Origin of the sequence: Helicobacter anatolicus (assembly GCF_021300615.1) — a bacterium.
In the GTDB taxonomy this organism is placed as follows: domain Bacteria; phylum Campylobacterota; class Campylobacteria; order Campylobacterales; family Helicobacteraceae; genus Helicobacter_H; species Helicobacter_H anatolicus.
In genome coordinates, this window is record NZ_JAJTMY010000001.1 from 440,450 (window position 1) to 465,796 (window position 25,347).

General features: G+C 31.3%; 28 protein-coding genes and 1 other RNA gene. 20 read left to right on the top strand and 9 right to left on the bottom strand.

The annotated features are described in order from the left end of the window. Window positions 1–11 precede the first annotated feature (11 nt). The 11 genes from LW133_RS02245 to LW133_RS02295 all read left to right on the top strand — a co-directional run bounded on the left by LW133_RS02245 (window position 12) and on the right by LW133_RS02295 (window position 7,951). A complete protein-coding gene (locus tag LW133_RS02245) occupies window positions 12–332 on the top strand; it encodes a Sua5 YciO YrdC YwlC family protein (protein WP_233075990.1) in 321 nt (106 codons plus the stop codon). An 8-nt stretch (window positions 333–340) separates the two neighbouring features. Next, window positions 341–1,126 carry an outer membrane beta-barrel protein gene (locus LW133_RS02250; protein ID WP_233075992.1) on the top strand — a complete coding sequence of 262 codons (786 nt, stop codon included), beginning with the start codon at window positions 341–343 and terminating at the stop codon, window positions 1,124–1,126. Then, window positions 1,116–1,364 (top strand): RNA-binding S4 domain-containing protein, encoded by a 249-nt coding sequence (locus tag LW133_RS02255; RefSeq protein WP_233075994.1) that lies wholly within the window; start codon window positions 1,116–1,118, stop codon window positions 1,362–1,364. Before LW133_RS02250 ends, LW133_RS02255 begins: the two co-directional genes overlap by 11 nt. A gap of 121 nt (window positions 1,365–1,485) precedes the next feature. Further along, the gene (locus tag LW133_RS02260) at window positions 1,486–2,022 is read left to right on the top strand and encodes a 50S ribosomal protein L25/general stress protein Ctc (protein ID WP_233075995.1); all 537 of its coding nucleotides are present in this window, start codon (window positions 1,486–1,488) and stop codon (window positions 2,020–2,022) included. Continuing rightward, window positions 2,022–2,588 carry an aminoacyl-tRNA hydrolase gene (pth, locus tag LW133_RS02265; RefSeq protein ID WP_233075997.1) on the top strand — a complete coding sequence of 189 codons (567 nt, stop codon included), beginning with the start codon at window positions 2,022–2,024 and terminating at the stop codon, window positions 2,586–2,588. The genes LW133_RS02260 and pth overlap by 1 nt, the downstream gene beginning before the upstream one ends. Further along, entirely contained in the window at window positions 2,588–3,652 is a 1,065-nt protein-coding gene (locus tag LW133_RS02270) for an LptF/LptG family permease (protein WP_233075999.1), read from the top strand. The genes pth and LW133_RS02270 overlap by 1 nt, the downstream gene beginning before the upstream one ends. Window positions 3,653–3,711: 59 nt before the next feature. Beyond that, window positions 3,712–4,440, top strand: a complete 729-nt coding sequence (locus LW133_RS02275; protein WP_233076000.1) for a (Fe-S)-binding protein — start codon at window positions 3,712–3,714, stop codon at window positions 4,438–4,440. A 9-nt stretch (window positions 4,441–4,449) separates the two neighbouring features. Continuing rightward, window positions 4,450–5,898, top strand: a complete 1,449-nt coding sequence (locus LW133_RS02280) for a LutB/LldF family L-lactate oxidation iron-sulfur protein (RefSeq protein ID WP_233076002.1) — start codon at window positions 4,450–4,452, stop codon at window positions 5,896–5,898. Then, window positions 5,891–6,520, top strand: a complete 630-nt coding sequence (locus tag LW133_RS02285) for a LutC/YkgG family protein (protein WP_233076003.1) — start codon at window positions 5,891–5,893, stop codon at window positions 6,518–6,520. Before LW133_RS02280 ends, LW133_RS02285 begins: the two co-directional genes overlap by 8 nt. An 11-nt stretch (window positions 6,521–6,531) precedes the next feature. Further along, window positions 6,532–7,521, top strand: a complete 990-nt coding sequence (locus tag LW133_RS02290) for a glycosyltransferase (RefSeq protein WP_233076005.1) — start codon at window positions 6,532–6,534, stop codon at window positions 7,519–7,521. Further along, window positions 7,493–7,951, top strand: coding sequence for a peroxiredoxin (locus tag LW133_RS02295; protein ID WP_233076007.1), 459 nt, complete (start codon window positions 7,493–7,495; stop codon window positions 7,949–7,951). The genes LW133_RS02290 and LW133_RS02295 overlap by 29 nt, the downstream gene beginning before the upstream one ends. A gap of 31 nt (window positions 7,952–7,982) precedes the next feature. On the opposite strand, the gene rsmH is transcribed toward LW133_RS02295, so the two are convergent. Both rsmH and rnpB read right to left on the bottom strand, forming a co-directional pair. Beyond that, window positions 7,983–8,915, bottom strand: coding sequence for a 16S rRNA (cytosine(1402)-N(4))-methyltransferase RsmH (gene rsmH / locus LW133_RS02300; RefSeq protein ID WP_233076010.1), 933 nt, complete (start codon window positions 8,913–8,915; stop codon window positions 7,983–7,985). Between the two features lie 23 nt (window positions 8,916–8,938). Continuing rightward, window positions 8,939–9,257, bottom strand: an RNA gene (gene rnpB / locus LW133_RS02305) — RNase P RNA component class A. Window positions 9,258–9,412: 155 nt separating this feature from the next. Between rnpB and LW133_RS02310 the strand changes: the two genes are divergently transcribed. The 5 genes from LW133_RS02310 (at window position 9,413) to LW133_RS02330 (ending at window position 17,459) form a co-directional block, all read left to right on the top strand. Then, window positions 9,413–9,841, top strand: coding sequence for a MarR family winged helix-turn-helix transcriptional regulator (locus LW133_RS02310; RefSeq protein ID WP_233076012.1), 429 nt, complete (start codon window positions 9,413–9,415; stop codon window positions 9,839–9,841). Further along, on the top strand, window positions 9,834–10,853 hold the full coding sequence (locus LW133_RS02315; protein WP_233076013.1) for an efflux RND transporter periplasmic adaptor subunit: 1,020 nt from the start codon (window positions 9,834–9,836) through the stop codon (window positions 10,851–10,853). The genes LW133_RS02310 and LW133_RS02315 overlap by 8 nt, the downstream gene beginning before the upstream one ends. Further along, window positions 10,850–13,966: an efflux RND transporter permease subunit gene (locus tag LW133_RS02320; protein ID WP_233076014.1), complete on the top strand. Its 3,117-nt coding sequence runs from the start codon at window positions 10,850–10,852 to the stop codon at window positions 13,964–13,966. The genes LW133_RS02315 and LW133_RS02320 overlap by 4 nt, the downstream gene beginning before the upstream one ends. After that, the gene (locus LW133_RS02325) at window positions 13,963–15,195 is read left to right on the top strand and encodes a TolC family protein (protein ID WP_233076015.1); all 1,233 of its coding nucleotides are present in this window, start codon (window positions 13,963–13,965) and stop codon (window positions 15,193–15,195) included. The genes LW133_RS02320 and LW133_RS02325 overlap by 4 nt, the downstream gene beginning before the upstream one ends. 140 nt (window positions 15,196–15,335) lie before the next feature. Then, a complete protein-coding gene (locus tag LW133_RS02330) occupies window positions 15,336–17,459 on the top strand; it encodes a TonB-dependent receptor family protein (protein ID WP_233076016.1) in 2,124 nt (707 codons plus the stop codon). A gap of 235 nt (window positions 17,460–17,694) precedes the next feature. Here LW133_RS02330 and hisS read toward each other — a convergent pair whose 3' ends face one another. Beyond that, on the bottom strand, window positions 17,695–19,020 hold the full coding sequence (hisS, locus tag LW133_RS02335; RefSeq protein ID WP_233076020.1) for a histidine--tRNA ligase: 1,326 nt from the start codon (window positions 19,018–19,020) through the stop codon (window positions 17,695–17,697). Window positions 19,021–19,110: 90 nt separating this feature from the next. On the opposite strand from hisS, the gene waaF reads away from it, so the two are divergent. Together waaF and LW133_RS02345 are read left to right on the top strand one after the other, a co-directional pair. Next, window positions 19,111–20,127: a lipopolysaccharide heptosyltransferase II gene (gene waaF / locus LW133_RS02340; protein ID WP_233076022.1), complete on the top strand. Its 1,017-nt coding sequence runs from the start codon at window positions 19,111–19,113 to the stop codon at window positions 20,125–20,127. Next, complete coding sequence (locus tag LW133_RS02345; RefSeq protein WP_233076027.1) at window positions 20,117–20,701, top strand: flavin reductase family protein; 585 nt, start codon at window positions 20,117–20,119, stop codon at window positions 20,699–20,701. Before waaF ends, LW133_RS02345 begins: the two co-directional genes overlap by 11 nt. Here the strand turns inward: LW133_RS02345 and LW133_RS02350 are convergent. Further along, window positions 20,682–21,077 carry a hypothetical protein gene (locus tag LW133_RS02350; protein ID WP_233076028.1) on the bottom strand — a complete coding sequence of 132 codons (396 nt, stop codon included), beginning with the start codon at window positions 21,075–21,077 and terminating at the stop codon, window positions 20,682–20,684. The genes LW133_RS02345 and LW133_RS02350 overlap by 20 nt on opposite strands. 67 nt (window positions 21,078–21,144) lie before the next feature. On the opposite strand from LW133_RS02350, the gene LW133_RS02355 reads away from it, so the two are divergent. Further along, window positions 21,145–21,372: a hypothetical protein gene (locus tag LW133_RS02355; protein ID WP_233076029.1), complete on the top strand. Its 228-nt coding sequence runs from the start codon at window positions 21,145–21,147 to the stop codon at window positions 21,370–21,372. On the opposite strand, the gene LW133_RS02360 is transcribed toward LW133_RS02355, so the two are convergent. The 5 genes from LW133_RS02360 to secG form a co-directional block, all read right to left on the bottom strand. Then, a complete protein-coding gene (locus LW133_RS02360; RefSeq protein WP_233076187.1) occupies window positions 21,347–22,033 on the bottom strand; it encodes a F0F1 ATP synthase subunit A in 687 nt (228 codons plus the stop codon). The two genes, LW133_RS02355 and LW133_RS02360, sit on opposite strands and share 26 nt — an antisense overlap. 112 nt (window positions 22,034–22,145) lie before the next feature. Beyond that, entirely contained in the window at window positions 22,146–22,628 is a 483-nt protein-coding gene (locus tag LW133_RS02365; protein WP_269843709.1) for an RDD family protein, read from the bottom strand. After that, complete coding sequence (pyrE, locus tag LW133_RS02370; RefSeq protein ID WP_233076031.1) at window positions 22,558–23,175, bottom strand: orotate phosphoribosyltransferase; 618 nt, start codon at window positions 23,173–23,175, stop codon at window positions 22,558–22,560. The genes LW133_RS02365 and pyrE overlap by 71 nt, the downstream gene beginning before the upstream one ends. Window positions 23,176–23,177: 2 nt before the next feature. Beyond that, entirely contained in the window at window positions 23,178–23,735 is a 558-nt protein-coding gene (gene frr / locus LW133_RS02375) for a ribosome recycling factor (protein ID WP_233076032.1), read from the bottom strand. Beyond that, window positions 23,735–24,082, bottom strand: coding sequence for a preprotein translocase subunit SecG (secG, locus tag LW133_RS02380; protein ID WP_233076035.1), 348 nt, complete (start codon window positions 24,080–24,082; stop codon window positions 23,735–23,737). Before secG ends, frr begins: the two co-directional genes overlap by 1 nt. Window positions 24,083–24,200: 118 nt before the next feature. On the opposite strand from secG, the gene trpS reads away from it, so the two are divergent. After that, on the top strand, window positions 24,201–25,187 hold the full coding sequence (trpS, locus tag LW133_RS02385) for a tryptophan--tRNA ligase (protein WP_233076036.1): 987 nt from the start codon (window positions 24,201–24,203) through the stop codon (window positions 25,185–25,187). Window positions 25,188–25,347 lie beyond the last annotated feature (160 nt).

Genomic DNA, 25,347 nt, shown 5'->3' on the forward strand with positions numbered 1-25,347 from the left:
CTTTGTCGGAAGTGGCAAGTTTTAGAGTATTGAGAGAATGTGTTAGAATACCATCTTATGCAAAAAATACTGTGAGGCGAGCAAAGAATACAACTTTTATTTATGGAAATAATCAAGCTTTTAGAGTAATAAAAGATAAGATGCATATTAAATTTGTACAGAAATTTTATAAAATCTTTTCTTCTTCTGCGAATGCAACAGGAGAGCATTTTTGTATGGACTGGGCATTAGAAAATAGTGATGTTTGGATTTGCGATTCTAGAAAATTTGAAGAAAAAAAAGCTTCTAGAATTTATAAAATTTTTAGAAAAAAAATGAAAAAAATACGATAGGAGATGATATGAAAAAATATTTCATCTTTTTGTTTTTGTGTTTGGTTGGTTTGAGTGCATTTGATAGAGATGAAAAACAAGTTGAGGGGTTAATAATACAGGAAGAAGAATCTAAAATTTTACAATCAAATCAAGAGCAAGATTTGCAAAATACACAAAATAATGTCTTAGAGATTCCTTATCAAAATGCATATAAAAGAGGGATCTTTTTACAAATAGGTATAGGGAGTGCAATTCATTCTGCAAAATATAAGGAACTTTGTCAAGGTTGCTATACTTATGATGTAAAACAGATTAATAGTGCAATTCAAGCGGGATTGGGATATCAGATTTTTTTTAATCATTATCATGGGTTGAGGATTTTTAGTACAACTTATTATGCGGATTTTAAGATTAGAGAATATAATAATAATAAACCATTTTATATCGCTACAACAAATCTTGGATTAGATTATATTGTAGAATTTTCTAAATCAACACACCCGTTTGGTATTTTTATAGGTGGTGGATATGCGTGGAATTATGGGAAGTTTATTACAAGTTTGCGAAGAAATTATCCAGAGAGTAATCAATATTTAAAAACTCATGGGTTTTTTGCGCATGTGGGAATCTCACAAACTTTTTCTTATAGGCATCGTTTAGAGTTAGAGTATAATTTTCCTTTTTATTCTTTTTATAAGGCTTCTAACTTAAAAACCATGGAAAAAGATATGTTTTTTAATATAAATTTTAGAAATTTGGGGGTTATTAGTTTGAGATATATTTATGTTTTTGGAAAGAAAAATGCGCATTGATAAGTTTTTAAATACGACAAATATTGTCAAAAGACGAGCAATTGCACAAGATATGTGCGATAATCATGTAGTTTTTTTAAATGGAAAGAAAATAAAATCTAGTAAAGAAGTAAAAATAGGAGATATTATAGAGATTGTATTTTTGGAAAAAAGTAGAAAATTTTGTGTTCTTGCTTTACCAGAACAAAAAACGATTCCAAAATCTCAAAGCACAAAATATGTGCAAGAAATTTTTTAGGAATGTGATATAATTAGAACCTTTAGTCGTTTGGGTCTGTTTTGCCTCATTAGACTATAAACAAGATGCTTTTTTTGTGTAGAACACATGGAGAATAAACAAATTATTTAAAAGGAATAAAATGTTAGAAGGAATAATTAGAGAGAGTATGTCAAAAGGTGAAGTAAAAGCCTTAAGAAACAATGGTTATCTAATTGCAAATATTTATGGGAAGGGTGTACAAAATATTCATTGTGCATTTAAAACTAATGATTTTATTAGAGCAATAAAAACAAAAACTACTTTAGTGTTTCCAGTAAAAGTAGATGGCAAAACTTTGGAAGTAGTTGTGCAAGAATATCAAAAAGACCCTGTAACTTCTAATCTTTTGCATGTAGATTTAATGCTAGCACAAAAAGGTGTTGTATCAAAATATAAAATCCCTGTAAAAGCGGTTGGTACACCAGTAGGGTTGAAAAATAAAGGTGTGTTAATTTATTCTAAAAAGAGAGTAGGTGTGCAGGCAGCACCGGAGAATCTTCCAAATGTTTATGAACTTGATGTATCAAAACTTGATGTTGGTGATTCTATTTTAGTGAGAGATTTGCCAGAAAATGCAAATGTTAAAATTATTGAGAAGCCTTCAGTAGCAGTTGTTGGTGTGATTAAAGCAAAATAATGAATTATCTCATTGTGGGACTTGGAAATCCAGGTCCTCAATATGCTCACACTCGCCATAATATCGGTTTTGATGTCTTAGAAGCTTTGGCTGATAGTTTAAAAATATCTTTTAAATATGAATCAAAGTTTTTATGTGAAATGGCACAATATAAAAATGCAGGTAACACTTTTTATCTTGTCAAACCTCAGACTTTTATGAATCTTTCTGGAGAAAGTGTTGTTAAGATAAAAAAATTTTATAAAACAGAAAATATACTTGTTGTACATGATGAATTAGATATTGCTTTTGGTGCTATTCGTTTTAAGGTTGGGGGTAGTAGTGGAGGTCACAATGGATTAAAGTCTTTAGATATGCATTGTGGAAATTCTTATCAAAGATTGCGTTTTGGTATTGGGAGAGATACGGTAATTCCGGTTGTTGATTATGTATTAGCTATTTTTAAAGAAACTGAAAGAGATAAAAAAGAAAAATTAATTAAGCATTGTGTATCAGCCTTGACAGATTACTTAGAATATCAAGATTTTAAGAGATTGCAAAACTTTTTTACTCTTAAGGATTTTTAATGTTTCTTTATTTAGGCCGAAGATATGTGCGTTTTATTTTGATTATTTTTTGTGCTTTAGAAATGTTTTTTATTAGCATTGATAGTCTAAAGTATATTGATCAGTTTCCAAATTCCGCAAACTTGATTGTCTTATTTTTTGCATATGATTTTCTTTATGCGTTAAATTATACTCTTCCTATTGCAATTTTATTATCTACGGTAATGTTCTACCTAAATTTAGTAAAGTCTAATCAATATACGGCTTTTTTGGCTCTGGGTTATACAAAAAGACAAATACTTTCTCCCATTTTTTGTATAGCATTTTTATTGAGTTTATTTTATGTGGGATTGAATGCCACGCCATTTGTTTATGCGCAAGAAAGGGCTGAGGCGATTATTTTGCAGGAAAATTTTTCAAATATTACTGAAGATTTACTTGTAAAATATGAAAACAACTATGTATATTTTGAAAAACTTTATCCTTTAATTAAAAAAGCAGAAAATATTAAGGTTTTTCAGCTTGATGAAGAAGGACAGGTGCAGGCTTTTGCACATTCTAAAGAGGCAAGGTTTATTGATGATTATTGGGTGCTTAGTTATGCAATCGTGTCGCAGGTCCCCAAAGATATCACACTTGGTAAAAATGGTTTAAGCGTAGCAAATGTTGATCAGTTAAAAATATTAAAAGGTTTTAGACCAAAGATTTTGGATACAATTTATCAGAATAAACCATCAGTTTCTATTATTGATGCAGTGCAATCTTTGATGATTTTGCAGAATCAAGATGCAAATAGTGAGAAGATTCGTGCAATTTTATATGCATTTATTTTAATACCTTTTTTTGTCCCTTTAACCACTATTATTATTGCGTATTATGCTCCTATATTAGCAAGGTATAGTAATTTGGCACTATTAGGATTTATATTTATTGTTATTTCTCTTGTGATGTGGGGATTGTTTTTTGCATTTGGAAAATTAAGTATGAGTGGGTTGTTGCCACCAGAATTAATGTTGCTTGTTCCCTTTGGGATACTTTTTATACTTTCTATTTTCTATTATAAAAAAATAAATTTAAAAATATAAAATTGTTTTTACTTTGATAGAATAAGTTAAAGTAAAGAAATGAAATGTGAGGAGTAAAGGTGAAGGTATATTTTTTTGCTACCTGCTTGGGAAGTATAGCTTATAGTAGTGCTTGTGTGAATGCTATTAAGCTTTTGCAGTATGCGGGATTTGAGGTGGTTTTTAAAAAAGATCAGACTTGCTGTGGACAGCCTAGTTATAATTCTGGTTATTTTGAGGAAACAAGGAAAGTTGCGCTTTATAATATGGATCTTTTCAATGAAGATTATCCTATTGTACTACCTAGTGGTTCTTGCGCTGGTATGATGAAGCACGATTATTGTGAACTTTTTGAAGGACATCCAGAGTATCAAAGGGCTAAAGAGTTTTCCCAAAGAGTTTTTGAAGTTTCAGAATTTTTAGATCTTCATTCAGATATTAAATTACAAGATAAAGGTGAACCAACACGCATTACTTGGCATTCTAATTGCCATGCTTTAAGGGTGGCAAAGTGTATTCCATCAGCAAAAAAACTTTTGCGACAATTGAAGAATGTTACCTTAGTAGAGTTGGAAAAAGAAGAAGAATGTTGTGGATTTGGTGGGACATTTAGTGTGAAAGAACCTGAAATTTCAAATGCTATGGTTATGGAGAAAGTTAAAGATATACAATCGAGAAAAGTGGATTATTTAGTTGCAGGGGACGGGGGTTGTTTGTTGAATATTTCAGGAAAAATGCAGAAAATGGGGCTTGATATTAAAAGCATGCATCTTTATGATTTTTTAGCACAAAGAATAGGTATTAATTAAGGAAAATAGATGAAAACTTTTTATCATTCTACACAAGAATATCAAGAAATTATACAGGAAAAACTAACAAATAAACAATTACGAGAAAATCTTAAAACCGCGATGGATACGCTAAAAAACAATCGCAAGAATTTAATTAACGCACGCTATACAAAATGGAGTGATTTAAGAGAAGAGGGTAGAAGGGTTAAATTAAAAGCACTTACACATTTAGATGCTTTATTGAGAAGGTTTGAAGAAAATGCCACAAAAAATGGTATTAAGGTGCATTGGGCAAGTGATGCAAAAGAGGCAAATGAAATTATTTATAATCTCATGCAAGAAAAAAAGGTTACTTCAATATTGAAGGGTAAATCTATGGCAAGTGAAGAGATTCATCTCAATGCATTTTTGAAGCAAAAGGGTCTTGATGCGATAGAGACAGATTTAGGAGAGTTGATTATTCAGCTTATTGATGAAACTCCTGTTCACATTGTTGTGCCTGCGGTACATAAAAATCGTTATGAAATTGGTGAGATTTTTCAAGAAAAACTTGGTGCATCTTTGGAAAGTCAGCCAGAAAAACTTAATGAAATTGCTAGAAAACATTTGCGCAAGGAATTTAAAACCTTTAAAATGGGGCTTACAGGTGCAAATTTTGCAATTGCAGATGAAGGTGCGATTTGGCTTGTGGAAAATGAAGGTAATGGTCGTATGACAAGTACGGCTTGTGACATACATGTAGCAATTTGTGGAATCGAAAAAGTTGTTGAAAGTTTTGAAGATGCATCTATTTTGGGGACATTGCTTGTGCCTTCTGCTACGGGTGCACCTATTACTTGTTACAACAATATTATTACTTCTCCAAGAAAAGAAGGTGAAAAAGATGGTCCTAGAGAAGTGCATGTTATTTTGTTAGACAATAATCGTTCAAATATGCTCAATGATAGGAATTTTTTTAAATCTTTAAGTTGCATTCGCTGCGGGACTTGTCTTAATCATTGTCCGGTATATGATAAAATTGGAGGACATGCATATTTGAGTACTTACCCAGGTCCTATTGGGGAAGTTATTTCCCCGCAACTTTTTGGTTTAAATAATTGTGCTCCTATGCTTGATCTTTGTAGTTTATGTGGTAGGTGTTCTGAAGTTTGTCCAGTTAAGATTCCTTTGGCAGAATTGATTAGAGATTTGAGAAGTGAGAAGGTTGGGCAGGGATATGGTAAGGTTTTAGGTTATAAAAAAGAAGTAAAGAATTCTATTGAACAGTTTTTGATGAGTGGGTTTGCTAAAAATGCTACTTGTGGTAAGAAATGGAGAAGTGTGTTATGGTTAGCAAAAAATCTTGGTGGCATGGGAAAAATATTCCATCGTTTTATCCCAATTCTTAATAAATGGACAAAATATCGCAACTATCCAAAGATTGATGCAAATTTGCATAGTGAAATTAAAAAGCTTCAGGGGGTAATTTATGAGTAGAGAAACCATATTAAAAAATATAGAAGATGCATTGCAATACAGAGAAAAGTTTGAGTTTAATACTTCTTTTATTGATGCAATTAATCATGAAGAAAATACACTTTTAGAAGAATTTATTAAATTTCAAACAAATAATAAGGCAGAGGTAATTCTTTCAAGTAGAGATAAGGTTATGGAAGATTTGCAAAAAGTTGTAAAAAATGCAAATATTAAAAAAATGCTTTGTGCAACAGATTTGAGCATAGATATAGATAATTTAAAAGATGTAAAATTGCTTCCTTATGAAAAAAGTATTGAAGAAGTGCGTGAGGATCTATTTGAAATTGAGGCAAGTATTGTGGAAGCAAAATGTGGTATTGCAAATTTAGGAATTGTTGGTATTGTAAGTTCGATACAGTCCCCGAGATTGGCATCATTAATTGCACCTTATTGTATTATGCTTTTGGATTCTACAAAGATTATGCCTAATTTATATGCAGGAGTGCAGTATCTTAAAGGTTTGCATAATGTTTTAGCAACTAATATTTTATTTATTGCAGGTCCTTCAAGAACTGCAGATATTGAATTGCAAACAGTATTTGGGGTACATGGTCCTCAAAAAACAAGTGTAATTATTTACTAGAGGTGTTAATTTTGTCTAATAAAATTATTCAGAGCTTTTGGTATAGTAAAGATCCTTCAAAAAATAGTATTAGTGTTATTGAAGTTTTATGTGTACTTTCGTATTTAAAAAATGGGCATGAATTTCATCTTTATACTTATACTCCTAATGATGTTTCTATGCAATTTTTGCGAGAAAGAATTATGCAAGAAAGTCAAAACAATGAGATTGATTTATTTAAAATTTGTGATGCTAGAGAGATTTTAGATGAAGATAAAATTTTTTTTGACGATCGAGGAAGCGTGGGAATTGCTGCTTTTAGTGATTATTTTCGCTATCACATTTTGAAGAAAAAGGGTTCTTATTGGTCGGATATGGATGTAATTTGTTGTAAATCTTTTGATTTTCAAGAAGACTATGTCTTTGCTATGCAGCGTAATGATAATGAGGGGGAGGTGATGGCTACTACTTGTATTATTAAAACACCTAAGGAATGTGATTTTATTAATACTTTATTGAAAAGATGTGATGAAATCTTAAATGATGAAAAAAATATTGTTAATTATAGCAATGGAGTTAAAAAAGTTTTGTGGGGTGTGATTGGTCCTGAATTGATAGATAAAATGATACAAGATTTTAATATGCAAAAATTTTTAAAAACTCCAAATACATTTTGTGAAATTAACTGGTTTGAAGCAAAAGACTTTATTAAGCCTAAGGGATATTATAAGCTGCAGTATCAAAAGGATATTTATGCATTGCATATTTGGAATGCAGTATGGGTAGATTTAGATGAAAAGCTTGATAAAAATATGCAGTATGACAAAGAAAGCGTGCTGGAAGTTTTGAAGCTAAAATATTTAGAAAAATATCAAAATAATATACACAAAAGTTTATTGTTGTTTGAATTAATAAGATTTAAAAATCTTATAATAGAAACAAGCGAAAAAAAAATTACTAAAATAAAGCATGGTATTATAAAAAGGATAAAATATGTTAAAAATTGGAGATATAGCTCCTGAGTTTTGTTTAAAAAATCAGGATGATATTGAGATCTATTTAAAAGATTTAGAGTCAAAGACTGTTGTTCTTTATTTTTATCCAAGAGATAACACACCAGGTTGTACACTGGAGGGTCGTGATTTTAGCGCCTTGTTAGGAGAGTTTGAAGAGTGTGGTGCGGTGGTTGTAGGAGTAAGTCCAGATAGCACAAAAAGCCATAGAAATTTTATAGAAAAACAGCAATTGCAACATATATTACTTAGTGATCCTGATAAAAAAGTAGCAAGTAGTTATGGAGCTTATGGGAAGAAAATGATGTATGGCAAAGAAGTATTTGGAATTATTAGGAGTACTTTTATTATTAAAGATAAAAAAATTCAACATGCATTTTATAATGTAAAAACAAAAGGGCATGCACAAAGTATTTTAGATATTCTCAAGAATCAATAAGATTTATATTTTGGGAGATTTTAAAATATTTTCAATCTAATTTTTGGAAATGAAAGCAGCGCATTTTTGCACTTCTTGATCGTGGATTTTTTTTGATTTCTTCTGGGGTGGGGATAATGGGTTTTTTAGTGAGAAGTTTTCCTTTTTGGTGGTTGTTTCCACAGATACACTTAAATACACTATTATCACAAACACAGCTTTGTGAATATTCTTTTAGTGTTTGTTTTAATATTCTATCTTCAAGAGAATGAAAGGTAATTACACAAAGTAATGCATCACTAAGATTTAATGAAGCGTTAAGTAGTTTTTTTAGCTCTTCTAATTCTTGATTGACTTCGATTCTAATGGCTTGGTATACAAGCGGTAAAATTTTGGGATTTTTAAAATATGATTTTAAGAAAACACTAAAATCTTTTGCAAAATAAAAAGGTTTTTTGGTGCGTTCTTGTGTGATAAGTTGAGCGAGTTTTTTGCTTTCTCTGAGCTCACCATAAGTGGAGAAAATTTTTTCTAAATCATAGCTTGAGTAATGATTAAGGATATATTTTGCATCAAAAGCATTTGTGCTATCCATACGCATATCTAAAATATCACTATCAAAGCCAAAACCTCTATTTGGCATATCAAGCTGATAGGAACTTACACCAATATCTGCCAATACACCTCTGATTTCTTTGCCATATTTGGCAATAAGTTCTGTGATTTTATCTCCAAATCCTCCAGCAACACATGTAAATCTATCATTATATGGTTGTAGTAAATTGCAAGCATAATTTCTAGCGTCGCTGTCTTTGTCAATCCCTATAATTTTAATATTTTTGTTTTGTTCAAGTAGGGCTTTTGTATGACCGCCAAAACCTAACGTGCAGTCAATAACAATACCTTCGTAAATGTCTTTGAAAATTTCTAAAACTTCATTAAGTAAAACAGAAATATGTGGTGAATTTGAAGTTTGTAAATTCACAGATTTCCTTGAGAAAAAGATGCAGTTTTGGTATAGCGATAAGCCGAGTTCTGTCGTTGGGTGATTATTTATCTAGGCTTTGTTTTACAACAAAGCTCAAGCAAAGAGTTTTATATAATGAGACAATAACCATACTCTTCTTGCTACGGATTGGGTTTACATAGACAAATTTAATTACTTAAATTCCGGTGAGCTCTTACCCCACCTTTTCACCCTTACCAAAAATGGCGGTTCTTTTCTGTTGCACTTTCCCTTAGCTTGCGCTAGCCATTTGTTAAATGGAATCCTGTCTCTGTAGCTCGGACTTTCCTCTCAGTAGTGAGCAATCACCTGCTATACCAAGTTTTATAATTGTAGCATAATTTTTTAGAACTAAATAAAAAGGAAGTAAAATAGATTTTAAAAAAATGAGATCTAAATAGAGAAAAATTAATCGTGTAGTTTTTTGCTATAATTTAAAAAATAATTAAATAGTGATTTTTTAAGCGAGATATTTGATGAAATATGAAGAAAAAAATGTTGTTAAAGCGTTGTTTTTTGCCGCTAAAAATATTCGTGTACTACTTGCTAATATGCTAAGGGAATTTGATATTGGATTTGAGCAAGCAGGGATTTTGTCGGTTGTAAAAAAAAATAAAATGTCAAATATCAATGAAATTGCTGCAATTTTTGATAAAGATAAGGGGACGATTTCTCGAGCAATGAAAACACTCGAAGCCAAGGGACTTATATCACGGATTCATCAAGATGGGGATAAAAGAGTAGTGTATATAGAATTGACAGAGTTAGGGAGGAAAAAAGTAGAGATTATTGAAAAGGTTATGCAAGAGATTAATGAACAAAAGATTGATAAAGCATTGCAAGATGAAGAAAAAAAAGCGTTTTTAAAAACATTAAACAAAATTTTAGAAGCTTTTTATGAATAAGATTTTTGTTATATTTTTTTTAGTTCTTGAGGTTTTCTTTGCAAAACCTATTGCTATTAATACTATTCCTATCAAAAAAGGTTATTTACAACAACAAGAAAACTTTGTAGGCAATGTAATTTTTAAAGAAGTAGCAAATATTGCTTCGCAATCTAATGGCGCAGTAGAGAAGGTGTATTTTCGCTTAGGGCAGCATGTAAAAAAGGGTGAAAAACTCCTTAGTCTTAATGATGAGTTTTTGCAAAAAGACATTATTATAAAGCAGGCTAAATTGGACCAAGCTCGGTATATTTTGGAAAAAAAGAAAAAAGATTTGGAGCGATATAAAAATTTGCTGGAGACACAATCAATTCCCTTGCAACAGTATGAAAATATAGAATATGAAGTAAAATCACAAGAAGCAAGTATTTTGGCATTGCAAACTGAGTTGGATATTTCGATTTTGGATTTAGGGCATAAGGAGATTTATGCACCATTTGATGGTGTGATTGTAGATCAAAAGGTCCATCATGGTGAGTGGATTAGTTCAGGTGAAGTAATTTGTCAGATTCTAAATACTAAAGATGTGGAAGTTGTGGCTGATGTGCCAAGTTTTATGACTAATCATCTTGTATTAGGACAGGCTGTTAATGCAACAATTAATAATAAAACTTATAAGGGAAAAATTGTTGCTATTATTCCAAAAGCTGATGTGAATTCTAGAAATTTTCCTGTGTATATTAGTATTAATGGGGATAATATGTTGCTTGATGGAATGCCTGCTACAATTAAATTAAATGTAGATAGGAAAAATAGTGGATTTTTAATTCCTAGAGATAGTATTGTGCAGAGAAATGGCAAGGCTGTTGTATTTATTGTTAAAGACAAAAAAGCCGTGCTTGTAGAAGTAGATGTTTTATCTGTCAATCGCAATCAAGCATTAGTGCAGGGGAATATGCAGGAGAATCAAAAAATTGTTTTGCGTGGGCAAGATAAATTAGAAGATGGTAGTGAGGTTAGAGAAATCCCGTGAATCAATGGATTAAGTATTGTTTAAAAAATCCTGTTGGGGTTTTTGTTGCAGCAATATTTTTGCTTTTGTTTGGTTTAATGGCTTTGCAAAAAATGCCTTACCAGCTTTTGCCACAAGTGGTGCGCCCTGTTGTGAGTATTTATACTTCATGGAGTGGTGCAACGCCTTATGAAATTGAAAAAGAAATTACAGAAAAACAAGAAAAATATCTCAAAAATATCCCCAATCTTTTGAGTATTACTTCAACTTCAAAACAAGGAATGGCAATCATTACCTTAGAATTTGATGTGGATGTAAATTTGCAAAATATGCTTTTGAATGTGACTTCAAGGCTTGAAGAGGTGAGAGGCTATCCTACAGATGCATCTAAGCCTATTGTCAAAATGACGGGTGAAAATGTTCCAATTTCTGTGTATTTATTTGCTAAGACTTTATATCCAAGTGATGATATTGATACTTATAAAAACTTTATTAGCGATGAGATTATTAAATATTATGAGCGTATTGATGGAGTAGGGGAAGTTTATGTTAGCGGAGGGAGAAAAAAGCAAATTTTCATCACATTAGATACACAAAAACTTGCATTTTTTCACATAGGAATTGATGATGTGATTGCAAGTATCAAAAAGCAAAATGTTAATATTTCTGCAGGAAGTATGAATTTTTCACAACGCAGTTATAGAATTACAACAACAGGGGAATATGCAAGTTTAGATTCTATTAGAGATACGGTGATAAAAACACTCAATCATAAAAATATTTTACTTCGAGATGTAGGGAGTGTTTCTGAGGGCTATGAGCAAATTTCTAGTTATCATTTGCATAATAATAGTAAAGTGATTTCTATACAGATTCGTCCGACTGCACAAGCCAATATTTTGGATCTTACAAACAGAGTTGAAGAACTCACACAAAAACTTAATCAAAATTTTTTAGAAAAGCGTGGAATTGTGATTGAGTGGGGGAGGGATCAAAGACAATATATTCAAACTTCTATTAATCTTGTTAAGCAAAATATTTTGATAGGTATTATGCTTTCTACCCTTGTTTTATTGATATTTTTGCGAAATATTATGTCCTTAGTAGTGATTACTTTGGTGATTCCGTTAAGTATTATTGGCTCTTTTATTGTGTTAGAGATTTTTGATCGTACGCTAAATGTGGTTTTACTCGCAGGAGTTTCTTTTGCAATTAGTATGATTATTGATAGTGCAATTGTTGTATTAGAAAATATTTTGCGTCACACTAAAAAGGAACAAAGTCTTTTTCAAGCTTGTTTGAAGGGGACAAGAGAGGTTGTGGGGGCATTATTAGCATCTAGTATTACAACTATTGCTATTTTTATTCCTATTATTTTTTTAAAAGGTGATGCGGGAAAATTATTTATTGATATTGCAATGGCTGCAAGTAGTTCGATTGGTATTTCTTTTTTTGTTTGTATTTTTATTATTCCGACATTTTTATATGTACTTTTAAAATACAAAAAACCTCAAAGAAAAACTTATAAAACCACAGGGTATCTTGATAATTTTTTTGTTAGCATGGGAGAGAAGATTGCTACATGGATTATGAAGGGTGTGCAATTTTGTGTAAAAAATACTTGGCGACAGATTGCAAGTATTGTAATTTTTGTGGGAATGTGCGGAGTATTTAGTTTTATTGCATTTCCCAAAACAGATTATCTTCCCAAAGGGAATCAAAATTTTATCATTGCTTATTTGAGTGTGCCACCAGGGCTTTCATTGGGGGAAAAGCAGCGTATTGTAAAGATGCTTCAAGCAGATTTTGAACCTTATTTATCAAAAAATCAAAAAAATACTACTCATAGCGAAGTACCATTAATTAAGGATTTTTTCATTAGTGCAGGGGATAGTTTGTATTTTTATCTTGTTGCAGAAAATCCTAATAGAATCAAAGAGTTAATGGAATATGCTCAAGAAAGTATTGATACTATTCCTAATGTAAGCGGTGTAGTATTGCAGCAAGAAGTCTTTAGTGGGGCATTGAGTTCAAGTATTGATATTAATATCACAGGGGATAATTTAGATTCTTTAAGTAGGAGTGCAGGAAAAATTATTGCAGCTATTAAGGAGGTGTTACCAAATCTTAATATTAGAGTGGTGCCCTCTTTAGAATTAAATAATCAAGAAATCAATCTCTATCCTGATTCTAGGAATCTTGCATTAAATGGTTTAAATGCACAAAGTTTTGGAACGATTGTAGAAGTGCTTTTGAAGGGTAAGAAAGTGGGAGAATATCGTAATGAAGGGAAGAGTCTTGATATTATCTTGGATACTAAAGGAGTGTTTAGAGGAAGGGAAGAGAGTTCCCCAGAAGATATTTTATATTCTCAAATTTATACTTCAAATGGGAGTGTAGTTTCTGTAGGATCTCTTGCTAGAGTAGAAAATGAATTTGGTGTTTCAAATATCAGACATTTTGAGCAAAAGAGAAATCTATTATTAATTTTGAATGTTAAGGATTCTATGCCAATTGAAAAGGTTACAGAAATTTTACAAGAAAAAGTAGTCAATCCTATTTTAAAGGACGATGAAAATGACATTGTTTTATCTGGAGGTGCAGGGAAGCTACAAGCGTTAAAAGTAGAATTGTTTGATGGTTTTGTGTTGGCAATTTTAATTACTTATTTGATTTTATGTGCATTATATGGGAATTTTTTATATCCTTTTATTATTATTTTGACAATCCCGCTGGCTACAACAGGAGGATTGATGGGGTTATTTTTGGTGGATAAATTTATTGCAAAACAGAATCTAGATGTGTTGACAATGTTTGGCTTTATTATTTTAGTGGGTAGTGTGGTAAATAATGCAATTTTGATTGTTTATCAAACTTTAATCAATCAAAATACCTATCATATGTCTATTAAAGAATCTGTGCTTGATGCGACAAAAACACGATTAGTGCCTATTTATATGAGTATGTTAACTAGTGTATTGGCACTAATTCCTCTTGTGCTTTTTGCTGGAAATGGGAGTGAGATTTACAGAGGTCTTGGAGCGGTATTAATTGGTGGAATTGTTTTTTCTACACTTATTACAGTTCTGATTATTCCTGCTTTATTATTGCTTTGTTTAAGGGATAAAAAATGAAAATTTTTGTTTTTGTTTTATTTTTTTGTTTTGTAAATGCATTGAGTATAGATGAAGCAGTTATGATTGCACTACAAAAAAGTGATTTTATTGCTACGCAAGAAGGTTTAAAAAAACAAGGTGAATATCTTAAAAAAGCAAAATACTCTGCACTGATGCCAGCATTTGATGGGGGTTATAGTTTTAGTTATAACGTTCCAGGTAAGAGTAGTGATTATTATTTAAATGCGTTTCATCTTAAATTTTCTTATAATTTATTTAATGGCTTGAAAGATTATTATGCAATTAAGGATTCTAAAGAAGAAGTAAAGCGTTTGGATTATGCACTTAGTGATTCTGTATTTAATGTTGTGCTTAAGACAAAAAGTGCTTATATCCATGCCTTACAGTCTAAAATTTTACTTGAAATTTTAAAAACAAGAAAGAAAAATCTCGAAATACAAAGAACAAAAGCGCAGCAATTTGTTTTTCAGGGAATCCGTGCAAAAAATGAATCATTAAGTATGGATATTTTGTTGTCAAACACATTGATTAGTATTAAAAATGCTGAGTTGAATATTGATTATCAATTAAAAACTTTAGAGCAATTATTAAAAATTCCTGTACATTTGGAAGAATTAAAAGATATAGAAATTGATACAGAAATCGTGTTAAATGAGGAGGAGATTTTTTCCCAAGTTTTAGAGAGAAATACACAATATTTAAATTTATTATCTTTGTTAGATTCTGCAAAATTGCAACATAAAATCAGTTATAGTAATTTTCTTCCTAAGCTTGATTTATCTGGGATAAAATATTGGTATATAGATGGTGGAAGTAGCATCGTTTCTACTAGCTATGGATTACAAAGCCAATTGCGTTTGAATTTAAGTTGGAATTTTTTTAATGGACTTAGTGATGGTTATAAATATCAAGCCTCGCGTGTATATATTTTATCTTTGCAAAATAAGATTAAGGCTTTGAAAAGAGAATTAAAAATTAAACTTCAAGATTATTTCAAACGTCTAAATCTTTCTAAAGAACAATATACAATTAATAAAGATTCTTTGAATAAAGCAGAGGAAAATTATAAAATTACAAATAATCGTTATGCACAAGGAATAGGTACTTATACCGAACTAATTGATGCAGAATTATTGTTAAATACAGCGCGTACAAATATTGCACAAGCAAAATATGATATTGCACTTATTTTGGCAGAGTTGGATTATTTTATTTGTCGTCCTTAATTTATTTTTTAAAAATCTTTTTTTCTTTAAAAAATTTTTTAATTTTAAAATTTTTTTTAATATAATTATAAGAATAATTATTATAATATAAACTAAAATTATCTTAGTGAGATTTTTTTAAAAAATAGTTAAGGAAAGTTATGAAAAAAAAGTTTTTTTGTTCAATTGTTGGTGCTTGTTTATTATTGGCCGAGGATAGTGTGGTGTTGCAAGATATTACTACGCAAGATGAAGCAATTATTGATGGCGCAAGTTATAAGAGTGAGGATATTGTTAATAATCCTGGATCAAGATCTGTGCTTAGTAACAAGCAATTAAAACAATCTGGACATGTTACTATTGATGCTGCGTTACAGGAAGTTCCTGGTGTGCAAGTAAGAGAGTATTCTGGAACGGGTGTTTTACCAAAGTTGCAATTTAGAGGTTTTGGTGGCGCAGGAAACGGGCATACAAATACAGGATTGATTTTACTAGATGGTAATAATGTTTATGGTGGTCCTTATAGTAATATTGAACTTGCAATTTTTCCAACAACTTTTCAGATGGTAGAGCGTATCGATGTGATTAAAGGTGGAGCAAGCGTGCAGTATGGTCCAAACACTTTTAGTAGTGTGATCAATATAATTAGTAAGGAAATTCCAAAAGAATGGGAAAATGAAATTTCTGAGAGAATTACATTTTGGGGCAAAGATACAGGTCAGCCTTTTAATAGCAAAATTGGCCTTGCAAACAATATGCTTTTTGATACTTTTTTAAGAAGTGGAGGGATGATTGGCGAGCACTTTGGGATTCAAGCACAAGCTAATATTATTGGAGGACAAAGTTTTAGAGAAAATAGCGATACTAGTGTGCAAAATTATAAACTTGATGCAATTTATAAAATTAATGCAAATCATGTGTTTAAGGGATTTTATCAATATTATTACTTTAAGGCAAATGATCCAGGATCATTAGGAACAAAAGATTATTATAATAATCGATTTCAAAACCTTCGTCCAAATCAATATAATAGTGGTATAGCTAAGCGCATGGGTGTGAGTTATAATTGGTTTTTTGGAAGTGGCGAAAAATTTGATGGAGATTTTAGTTTGAATTATTATTTCCATGATGCGACAAGAAATTTTGTAATTGATCAAGGCAGATATAATCAAGTTACAAATGGTAGTGCTCTAACAGGTGATATTATAATAGATAATTTAAGACGATTTGTAGTTAATACTTTTGAACCAAAGGCAAATTTTAGAATTACAACAGGATCTGTGAAACAAAATATTGTTGTAGGTGCAAGATATACAGGTGAAGATTTGTATTATAGCACTTATCATAATGGTGTTATGCAACCAAAGACTACAAAAGGCACAAATTATTACAATAATTTTTGGGCATTTTATATCAGTGATGAGATTAAATTTTTTGATGAAAAATTAAGCATTAATCCGGGTTTGCGTTATGAGTTATTAAATCCTGGGTATAGTAATATAAAAGATGGCGTGAGCAATGGAATAGTAAGAGAGACTTCTCATCAATTTAATCCGGCAGTTAGTATTACCTATAAACCGATTAAAGATTTGGTGTTTTATGCAAACTATCAAAAAAGCTTCTTACCACCACAAACAGGTGATATTACAGGCACAAGCTTTGAGGTAACAACAACTTTTCAAAATACAGAAGTAGGAGCAAGATATTTTCTCAATCCTTATGTAAGCTTTAATGCTACATATTTTGCAATTTTTGCAGATAATTATCGCATTGGAAGGTTTGCACAAGGTTTATATGGAGTATCTGCACTTTCTCAAGGCGTGGAGTTAGAGACTTATATCACACCTGTGCGTGGATTAAATATTCACCTTGCATATAGTTTTACTGATGCAAGAGTAGCAAATCATAAAACAGAAGAAATTCATGGTAAATTCTTGCCTTATGTTTCTCCACATCAATTTAGCTTTGACGCAACTTATGATATTCCAAAATTTGCAACTTTAGGTATTTCTGGATATTATTATGCAAAAAGTTATTCAGATATTATGAACACTAAAGAAGAAAGCATGGATGGTAAAAAGGGTCAATTACCAGATTATTTTGTATTTAATGCACAGATTTCAAGAACGCTATGGAAACATGGAAAACAGAGAATTGACGGATCTCTAGGGATTAATAATCTTTTTAATGCAAAATATTATTTTAGAGGAATTGGAACTAGCCCTGCTGGTAGACAGCCTGCACCAGGTCGTTCTGTAACTTGCTATGTGAGCTATAAATTTTAAAAATATAAAAGTTGAAGAATGGAGCTTGAGTATGAAGGCTCTATTCTCTCTATTCTCTCTATTCTCTCTATTCTCTCTATTCTCTCTATTCTCTCTATTCTCTTAAATGTATTTTATATGGATTTTAGATTTTTTTATGGTGATATATTGTGCGGCAATAAATATAACTTTAGATTTATAACAAAAGTTTTTAATCGATATTTTGATCTTTAGGTTTAAGGCCTAAAGAGAATAATTAATGGGTTTTGATAATTTCTAGGGCTTTTAAGAATCCTAGATGTTCAAGTTGCATACCCGTTGTCATGTTTTTTAGTGTAATAGCTTTATTTTTGTACTCTTCCTCACCAATAATGATGGTAAATTCATGCCCTTTTTGATCTGCATAGCTTAATTGTTTTTTTAATTTTGTTACTTCAGGATAGATTTCTGTGTTAACTCCACTGCGTCTAAAAGATTCTGCAAGACGATGAGCAAATGGCAAAAATTCTTCTTTGGTGCAGATTAATAATATTCTAGCTGTGGTGGACTTGTTATCTAATAATCCTAAATCTTGCAGCCCAACAAGCAATCTATCAAGCCCAATTGAAGCGCCAACCCCACTCATATTTTCTTTTGAAAAAGTTTTGGTAAGATTGTCATATCTACCTCCGGAACATACACTGCCTAGGGATTTTAGTCTGGTTAATGTGGTTTCATAAACAATGCCTGTATAATAACCTAATCCTCTTGCGATAGAAAAATTAATACGATAAGAATCATGACTCATTTCCAATTCTTCTAAAATCTTATACATATTTTCAAGATCCTCAATTCCTTTTTTTAGATCAGCATTCCATTCCTTCATGGGAGCAATTTCTTTAAAAAATTCTTCTTTATGTTGTGTTTGTTTAATGTTTGTAGTTTGTAATAATCCTTCAATTTTTTTATCTGATAAATTAAGATTTTCTTTAAGTTCATTTTTCACACCATCAATACCAATTTTTTCAATCTTATCAATAATTCGCAAGGTATTTTGAATGTCTTCTTCATTTATGATTCCAAAATACTGGCAGATTCCATTTAAAATACTTCTATGATTAAGCCAGATAATAAAATCTTCAACTCCAAGGCTTAACATAGATGCATAAATTACCTGAATAATTTCTGCATCACAGGCAATAGAATTGCTCCCAATAAAGTCAAAATCACATTGTGTAAATTCTCTATAACGTCCTTTTTGTGCACGTTCTCCTCTAAAAACATTTCCGACTACATAGCGCTTAAAAGGTAGGGGGAGTTCGTTTTTGTATTGAGAAATAAAGCGTGCTAAAGGTACAGTCTGGTCAAAACGCAATGCTACATCTCGTCCACCATGATCTTGAAAGCGATAAAGTTCTTTTTGTATTTCTTCACTACCTTGTTTTACGAGGATTTCTGCATATTCTAAATGCGGGGTTTCTATAGGGGTGAAGCCAAAACTTTCAAAAACTTGTGTGACTTTTTTTAGTAGTTTTTCTTTCGCAATAGCTTCTTTGGGTAGTCGGTCTTTAAAACCGCTTAACGTGCGTGGTGTAATTAACATATGAACTCCAAAATATAATTTTTATTTTACAAATTTTTTATGTATTATTATAACAATAAAATAAAAAAGAACTATGTTAAAAGATAGACGATGAAGATTTTGATTAGACTGCCTAATTGGTTAGGTGATGGAGTGATGCTAACTCCTATATTTGAAATTCTTAAGCATTATTATAAAGATGCAGTTTTTATTTTGGTAGGTCCACAAGGAGTGTGCGATCTTTTTACGCGTGATGAGCGAGTAAAAAAAGTTTTTGTCGATCATACAAAAGAAGCTAAAAATCGCCTTTTTGCGACTTATAAATTCGCAAGAGAAATTGGAAAATGTGATATAGCTATTACTTTTACGAATCACTTTTATTCAGCTTTTTTGCTTTTTGCAACAAGGAGTCCCATAAGGGTGGGTTTTAATGGATTTCTACGTAATTTTTTACTAAATTGTAGTGTGAAGAAAAAAAAGGTGACACATCAGGTTTTGAGCTATGCGCAAATTTTAGAGGGTTTGGGGATAAATGAGAGGGTTGGAGGGCTTAATCTTATTTATCAAAAAAAGATTCTACAACATGGTTCTGAAAAAAGAAAAAATATTGGTATTGCCGCGGGTGCTGCATTTGGTAGTGCAAAAGCATGGTTGCCAGAATATTTTGCTCAAATTGTGGAATATGTGATTGTGCAAGGGCATAGAGTGTTTCTTTTTGGTGCATCACAAGATGTTGTACTTAATCAAAAAATTATAAAAATGGTCAAGGAAAATGCCAAGAATCAGGATTTTTCAAATTTATTTGATTTGAGTGCAAAAACCTCAGTGTCTGAGCTTGTAGATTATATTGCATCATTAGATTTATTTATTGGTAATGATAGTGGAGCGGGACATATTGCTGTGGGGTGCAATACACCAGCGATTATACTTTTTGGACCTACTCATCCTACTTATTGCTTGCCTTGGCAGATGAAGAATTGTATTGTGATTAATAAACATCTTTCTTGTGCACCTTGTCAAAAAAGAGAATGTCCTTTGGGGCATCATCGATGCATGAAGGATCTTAAGCCAGAAGAAGTGATTTTGGCAATTGAAAAACAATTAAAAAAGGAAGAATTTGCAAATTAATTTAGAAGAAATTTCTGCATTATCAAAAATTAAAATTTTGGATAACTGTATTATTCCAAGGCCAATTGCATGGATTGTTACAGTAAATAATCAAGGAGTGATAAATCTCGCCCCTTTTAGTTTTTTTGCGCCTGTGAGTAGTGAGCCAATTGTTTTTTCTGTATGTTTTTATTCTAAGAGTGATGGTGATTTAAAAGATACGTTTAAAAATATTATTTGTGAAAAAAAAGCTAGTATTTGTATTTGCGAATCTGATCAATTGGGCTTGATGCATGCAAGTTCACAGGAATTGCCAAGCACAGAGAGTGAGGCAGTAAAATTTAATATTCCTATGCAAGCGATTGTGCCAGAATATCCTCCTGTTGTTGAAAAAAGTAGAATTGCATTTATGTGTGATTATTTTGATCTTTTAGATATTGGAAAATATTCAAAGACACTTTTGCTTGAGGCTAAGCAACTATTTGTAGCAAATGAATTATATCCAGACTTTGATGCAAGAATTCATGCTGTTGGGCATAGTGGCAAAGAATACCAAATGCCTGGTGAAAAAGTTCTCATGAAGAGTGTGAAGTAATATAATGCACCATTTGTAATTTATGGATACTTTTTATTAAGAGTTTTTGCATTTTTTTATTGAGATTTTTTTGGTGCGCAAAAGCATTAAAGCTTTTAAAATCTATCTTTTTGCTTTTTTTAATGAGAAAATGTAGAGCGATTTTTTCATGATCATCGATGATTTGTTTTTCTTGTAATTGTTTAGTAAAATCTAAAAGTGTGTGTTTATTTTGAAGATAGTTTTTTTGAGGTTGAAGTTGTTGTATTTTTTGATATGTTGTTGATAGAGTAAGTGTATCAGTAGGAAGATTTTTAAAAAAATAAGTAGCGTGAAATTTTTTATTAAAAATTTTTTTTGACGTAAAAAGTTTGTTAATTACAGAAATGATGCGCATAATATCCCTTTAATCTCAGATAATGTCTTTTGGGGATATAAAGCAAATATTATGCCAAAATTATTTTTTGAGTAAGAAAATTAATGATTGCGTAAGTAAACCCATAAAAGTAAAAAAACAAAAAGAAAAGAGTGTAAAAATAAAACTTGTTATAGTGCCTAATGTAGAAAAAAGAAAAAAAATAAAAATGGAGCCAAAGATTGCGACTCCAAAAAAGATTCCTACAAAAACTTCTAGTATTTTTAGGAAAGTGTGTAGGTTATTAAACATTAATGCTGATCTTCTTCTTGTATGAGTATAGCCCCAGCAAGATATACATAGGTAAGAATCATGAATACAAAAGCTTGTAAAATCCCCATAAATACAAGGATAAAAAATGGTGCAATAGGTACCAACCAAGGTACTAGCATAAGCATTACAAGCAAGAACATATCATCACCCTTAATATTACCAAACAGACGAAAGGTCAGTGAGATGATTCTAGAAAGATGAGAGATGATTTCAATGGGAAACATTAGTGGTGCAAGAATGAGCATAGGGCCAGAAAAATGAGAAAAATATTTTACAAAACCTTGTGCTCTAATTCCTTCAAAATGGTAATAAAAAAATACAATCAATGCAAGAACAAGAGTGAAGTTCCAGCTTGCAGTGGGTGCTTCAAATCCAGGAATAATACCAATCATGTTGCAGAAAAAAATAAAAATTGCAAGACTCCCAGCCAGCGGGAAGTATTTTTTAGCATTTTCTTCACCAATTACATCTTTTGCGACATTTAAGATACCTTCGATAACAGTTTCATAAATATTTTGTAATCCATTGGGGGTCATTTGCATTTTTCGTGTAGCAAGTTTGCTAACAAACACTGTAATAATTGCACATAAAACAGTATAAAACCCAATGATAAAATCATGATCATGACTTATTAGGCTCGCAAATGTAAAAAAGCGACTTTCCAGTTCCATAAAACAATCCTTATAAAATTAAATAAGCTTTGGCATTTTACCAAAAAAATATAAAAGATAGATAAAAAGATAGAGATAAAAGTAATAGAATTGGGAATTTTTGGGCTTATGTAAGAGTGACCTTTGTTTTGCAAATTAAATCGTGCAAGCATTGATGTTTTGTTGTAAAAAAAGGAAAGAATATTCCAATTAGTAAGGCCATAGAAAGAGCCCAAATAAAAAATCGCAAATATGCTTGTAAAAAACTAACTTTTTTACCATTAATTTGAGTAAGTTGGATTTGTGCGTATTTAAAACCAGGAGTTTGTTTTTTTGCAGAAAAAAAGCTTGCAAGTAAAAAACCATAAAGTAAAAAACAAATTAATATAGCACCTTGATTATTTTGAAAAGATTTGGCACCATCTAGTACAAAATAAGTCATTATATATAGAATGGGGGTGTATATCATAAAAAGATCGGTTACAAAAGCCTTGAATCTAGGTATAATTAGGGCATTTTGTAAAGTTTCTTTTATCAAGTTAGTTTCCCCTGCTACCTGGTTTAATTGCTTGACTTCCTTCTTTGCAGAGTGGGCAGTTATTAGAATCATACATATTAAAAATAAAATCTTCTAATGCAAATAATGGCACGTTATCAGGCAATTTGCATTCAGGTTTTTTAGTTAAATTACTTCCTACGCGTTGACAAAATCCACGATTGGCTAAGCCTGCATATGCAAGAATCTCTCCTCCTTGTTCCTTGATACATTGTGCCGCTTCTAATGCAGATCCACCAGTAGTAATAATATCCTCACAAACAAGAAATTTTTCACCTTTTTTGACCTTGTATCCTCTTCTTAATGTCATTTTTCCATCTACACGTTCTGTAAAAATAAAACGTGTATTAAGTGCACGTGCTAGTTCGTATCCTGCAAGTATTCCACCTAGTGCAGGTGAGCAGATACAATCAATCTTTATACCAGATTCTTTGATTTGAAGAGCAAGTGCTTGTGCTAAAATTTCTGCGACTTTTGGGTTTTCCAAAACTTTTGCGGATTGTAAATAGGTATCAGAGTGATTTCCGCTACTTAGTAAAAAATGCCCTTTTAAAAGTGCATTTGCATTTTTGTAGTATTGTTCAATATCTAGTTTTTGCATATTTAAACCTTCATTACTTCTTCTTCTTTGTTTTTTGTCATATCTTCAATTTTTTTTACATACTCATCGGTGTATTTTTGGATTGTATCTTGTGCTTTTTTACTTTCATCCTCTGTAATACTTTTATCTTTTTCTAGTTTTTTAATTTGATTATTGGAATCTTGACGGATATTTCTAATTGCAATTTTTGCTTTTTCTCCCATGGCTTTTGCATCTTTTGCAATCTCCTTGCGTTGTTCTTGTGTCATTGGCGGGAAAAAAAGTTTGATGGTTTCTCCATCGGAATTTGGGTTTACACCAATATTTGCTTCTTGAATAGATCGTTCAATATCTTTGAGTAATGTTTTTTCCCATGGGGTAATTATAATAGTAGTTGCATCTTGTGCAATCACAGATCCTACCTGGTTGAGAGGAGTGGGGGTTCCATAGTAATCTACTTTAATATTATCCAAAATATTTACAGAAACCTTTCCACTACGTAATGTGAGAAAATCTCTTTTTAAAGAGTCGATACTTTTGTCCATATGCGCTTTGGTATTATTGAAAATCTCTTGAGTCATTATTTTTCCTTTTTTTCAAATGGTGATTGTGCTGGAGTATTAGGGATTTGTAGTTTGTTTTCTAGTGGATTTTGTGGAATTAAGGTTTTTTGATCAATAGTATCTGTTACACTTTTGTGATTTTCTTTGTTATAAAAATATCCCAAGGTGATGGTGTTTGCTAAAAATAATACTCCTAGAATAAAAGTAAGTTTCGCCATAAAACCTGCGGGACCTTTTGCTCCAAAAAGAGAATCATTACTTCCGCTATACACACCAAGCCCAATGCTAGAACTTTTTTGCATTAAAACAACAATGACAATTAAAACTGTCAAAATAATTTGCAAAATAAATAGAGTGTTAATCATTAAAAACTCCTGCGTCAATGTTTTTAGCGTATTTTATCGAAAAAAACTTGATGAAAGCATAAAAGGAATTAAAAAATTATAGATATAATTAAAAGTATTTAAAAAAAATAAAGGATTTATGCTAATGAAGCGCGTATTTTCGGGAATTCAACCGACTGGAAAAATTCATTTAGGAAATTACTTGGGTGCTGTAAAAAACTGGGTAGCTTCTCAAGATGAGTTTGAGAATATTTTTTGTATTGTAAATTCTCACGCCATTACAACAACGCAAAAACCACAAGAACTTCGAGAAAAAACCTACGAACTTGCAAGAGTTTTGATTGCTTGTGGAATTGATCCTAAAAAATCTTGTCTTTTTATTCAGAGTGAAATTGATGAACATGCTGCACTTGCATGGATTTTAGATTGTAATATTTCTATGGGCGAGATGAGTAGGATGACACAATTTAAAGATAAATCTCAAAAAAATCCTAAAAATATTAATGTTGGATTATTTAACTATCCTGCATTGATGGCTGCGGATATTTTGTTGTATAATGCAGATTTAGTGCCAGTGGGAGAGGATCAAAAACAGCATCTAGAATTAACGCGTAATGTTGCACAAAAATTTAATCGTGATTTTGGAGAGTGTTTTAAGGTGCCAGAAGCTTTGATTCCAAAAGTGGGAGCTAGAGTGATGGGGCTAGATGATCCTATGAGTAAAATGAGTAAATCAGCTAATGGTGCGAATCATGCGATATTTTTAATGGATACACCAGATGAGATTTTGAAAAAATTTAAAAAGGCTACCACGGATTCTGAGGCATGCATTGGGTTTGATGAAAATCGTGCAGGAGTTTATAATCTTTTATGTATTTACGAAACTTTAAGTAAAAAAACGCGTGAGAGTATTGAGATGGAGTTTGTAGGTAGAGGGTATGGAGATTTGAAAAAAGCAGTTGCAGAAATAGTGATAGAGACATTAAGACCGATGCAAGAAAAATATCAGCTTTTAAAAAATGAACAAGGGTATATTGAAAAAATTTTGGAAGAAGGTAGGGATAGAGCTAGAGAAATTGCTCAAAAAACCTATAGTCAGGCAAAAACTTTTATTGGACTTGTGTAGAATTTAGAAGAGAGTTTTTTGCACTCATATTTTTTAGGTATTTATGGCAACACATAAAACAATCTTCTTGTGCAGGGTCAAATAAGTTAGAGTTGAATTTAAACGTTAAGCTATGTAGCTTATGTGTAAAATATTTAAATTTTTAATCTGGTATTTTATC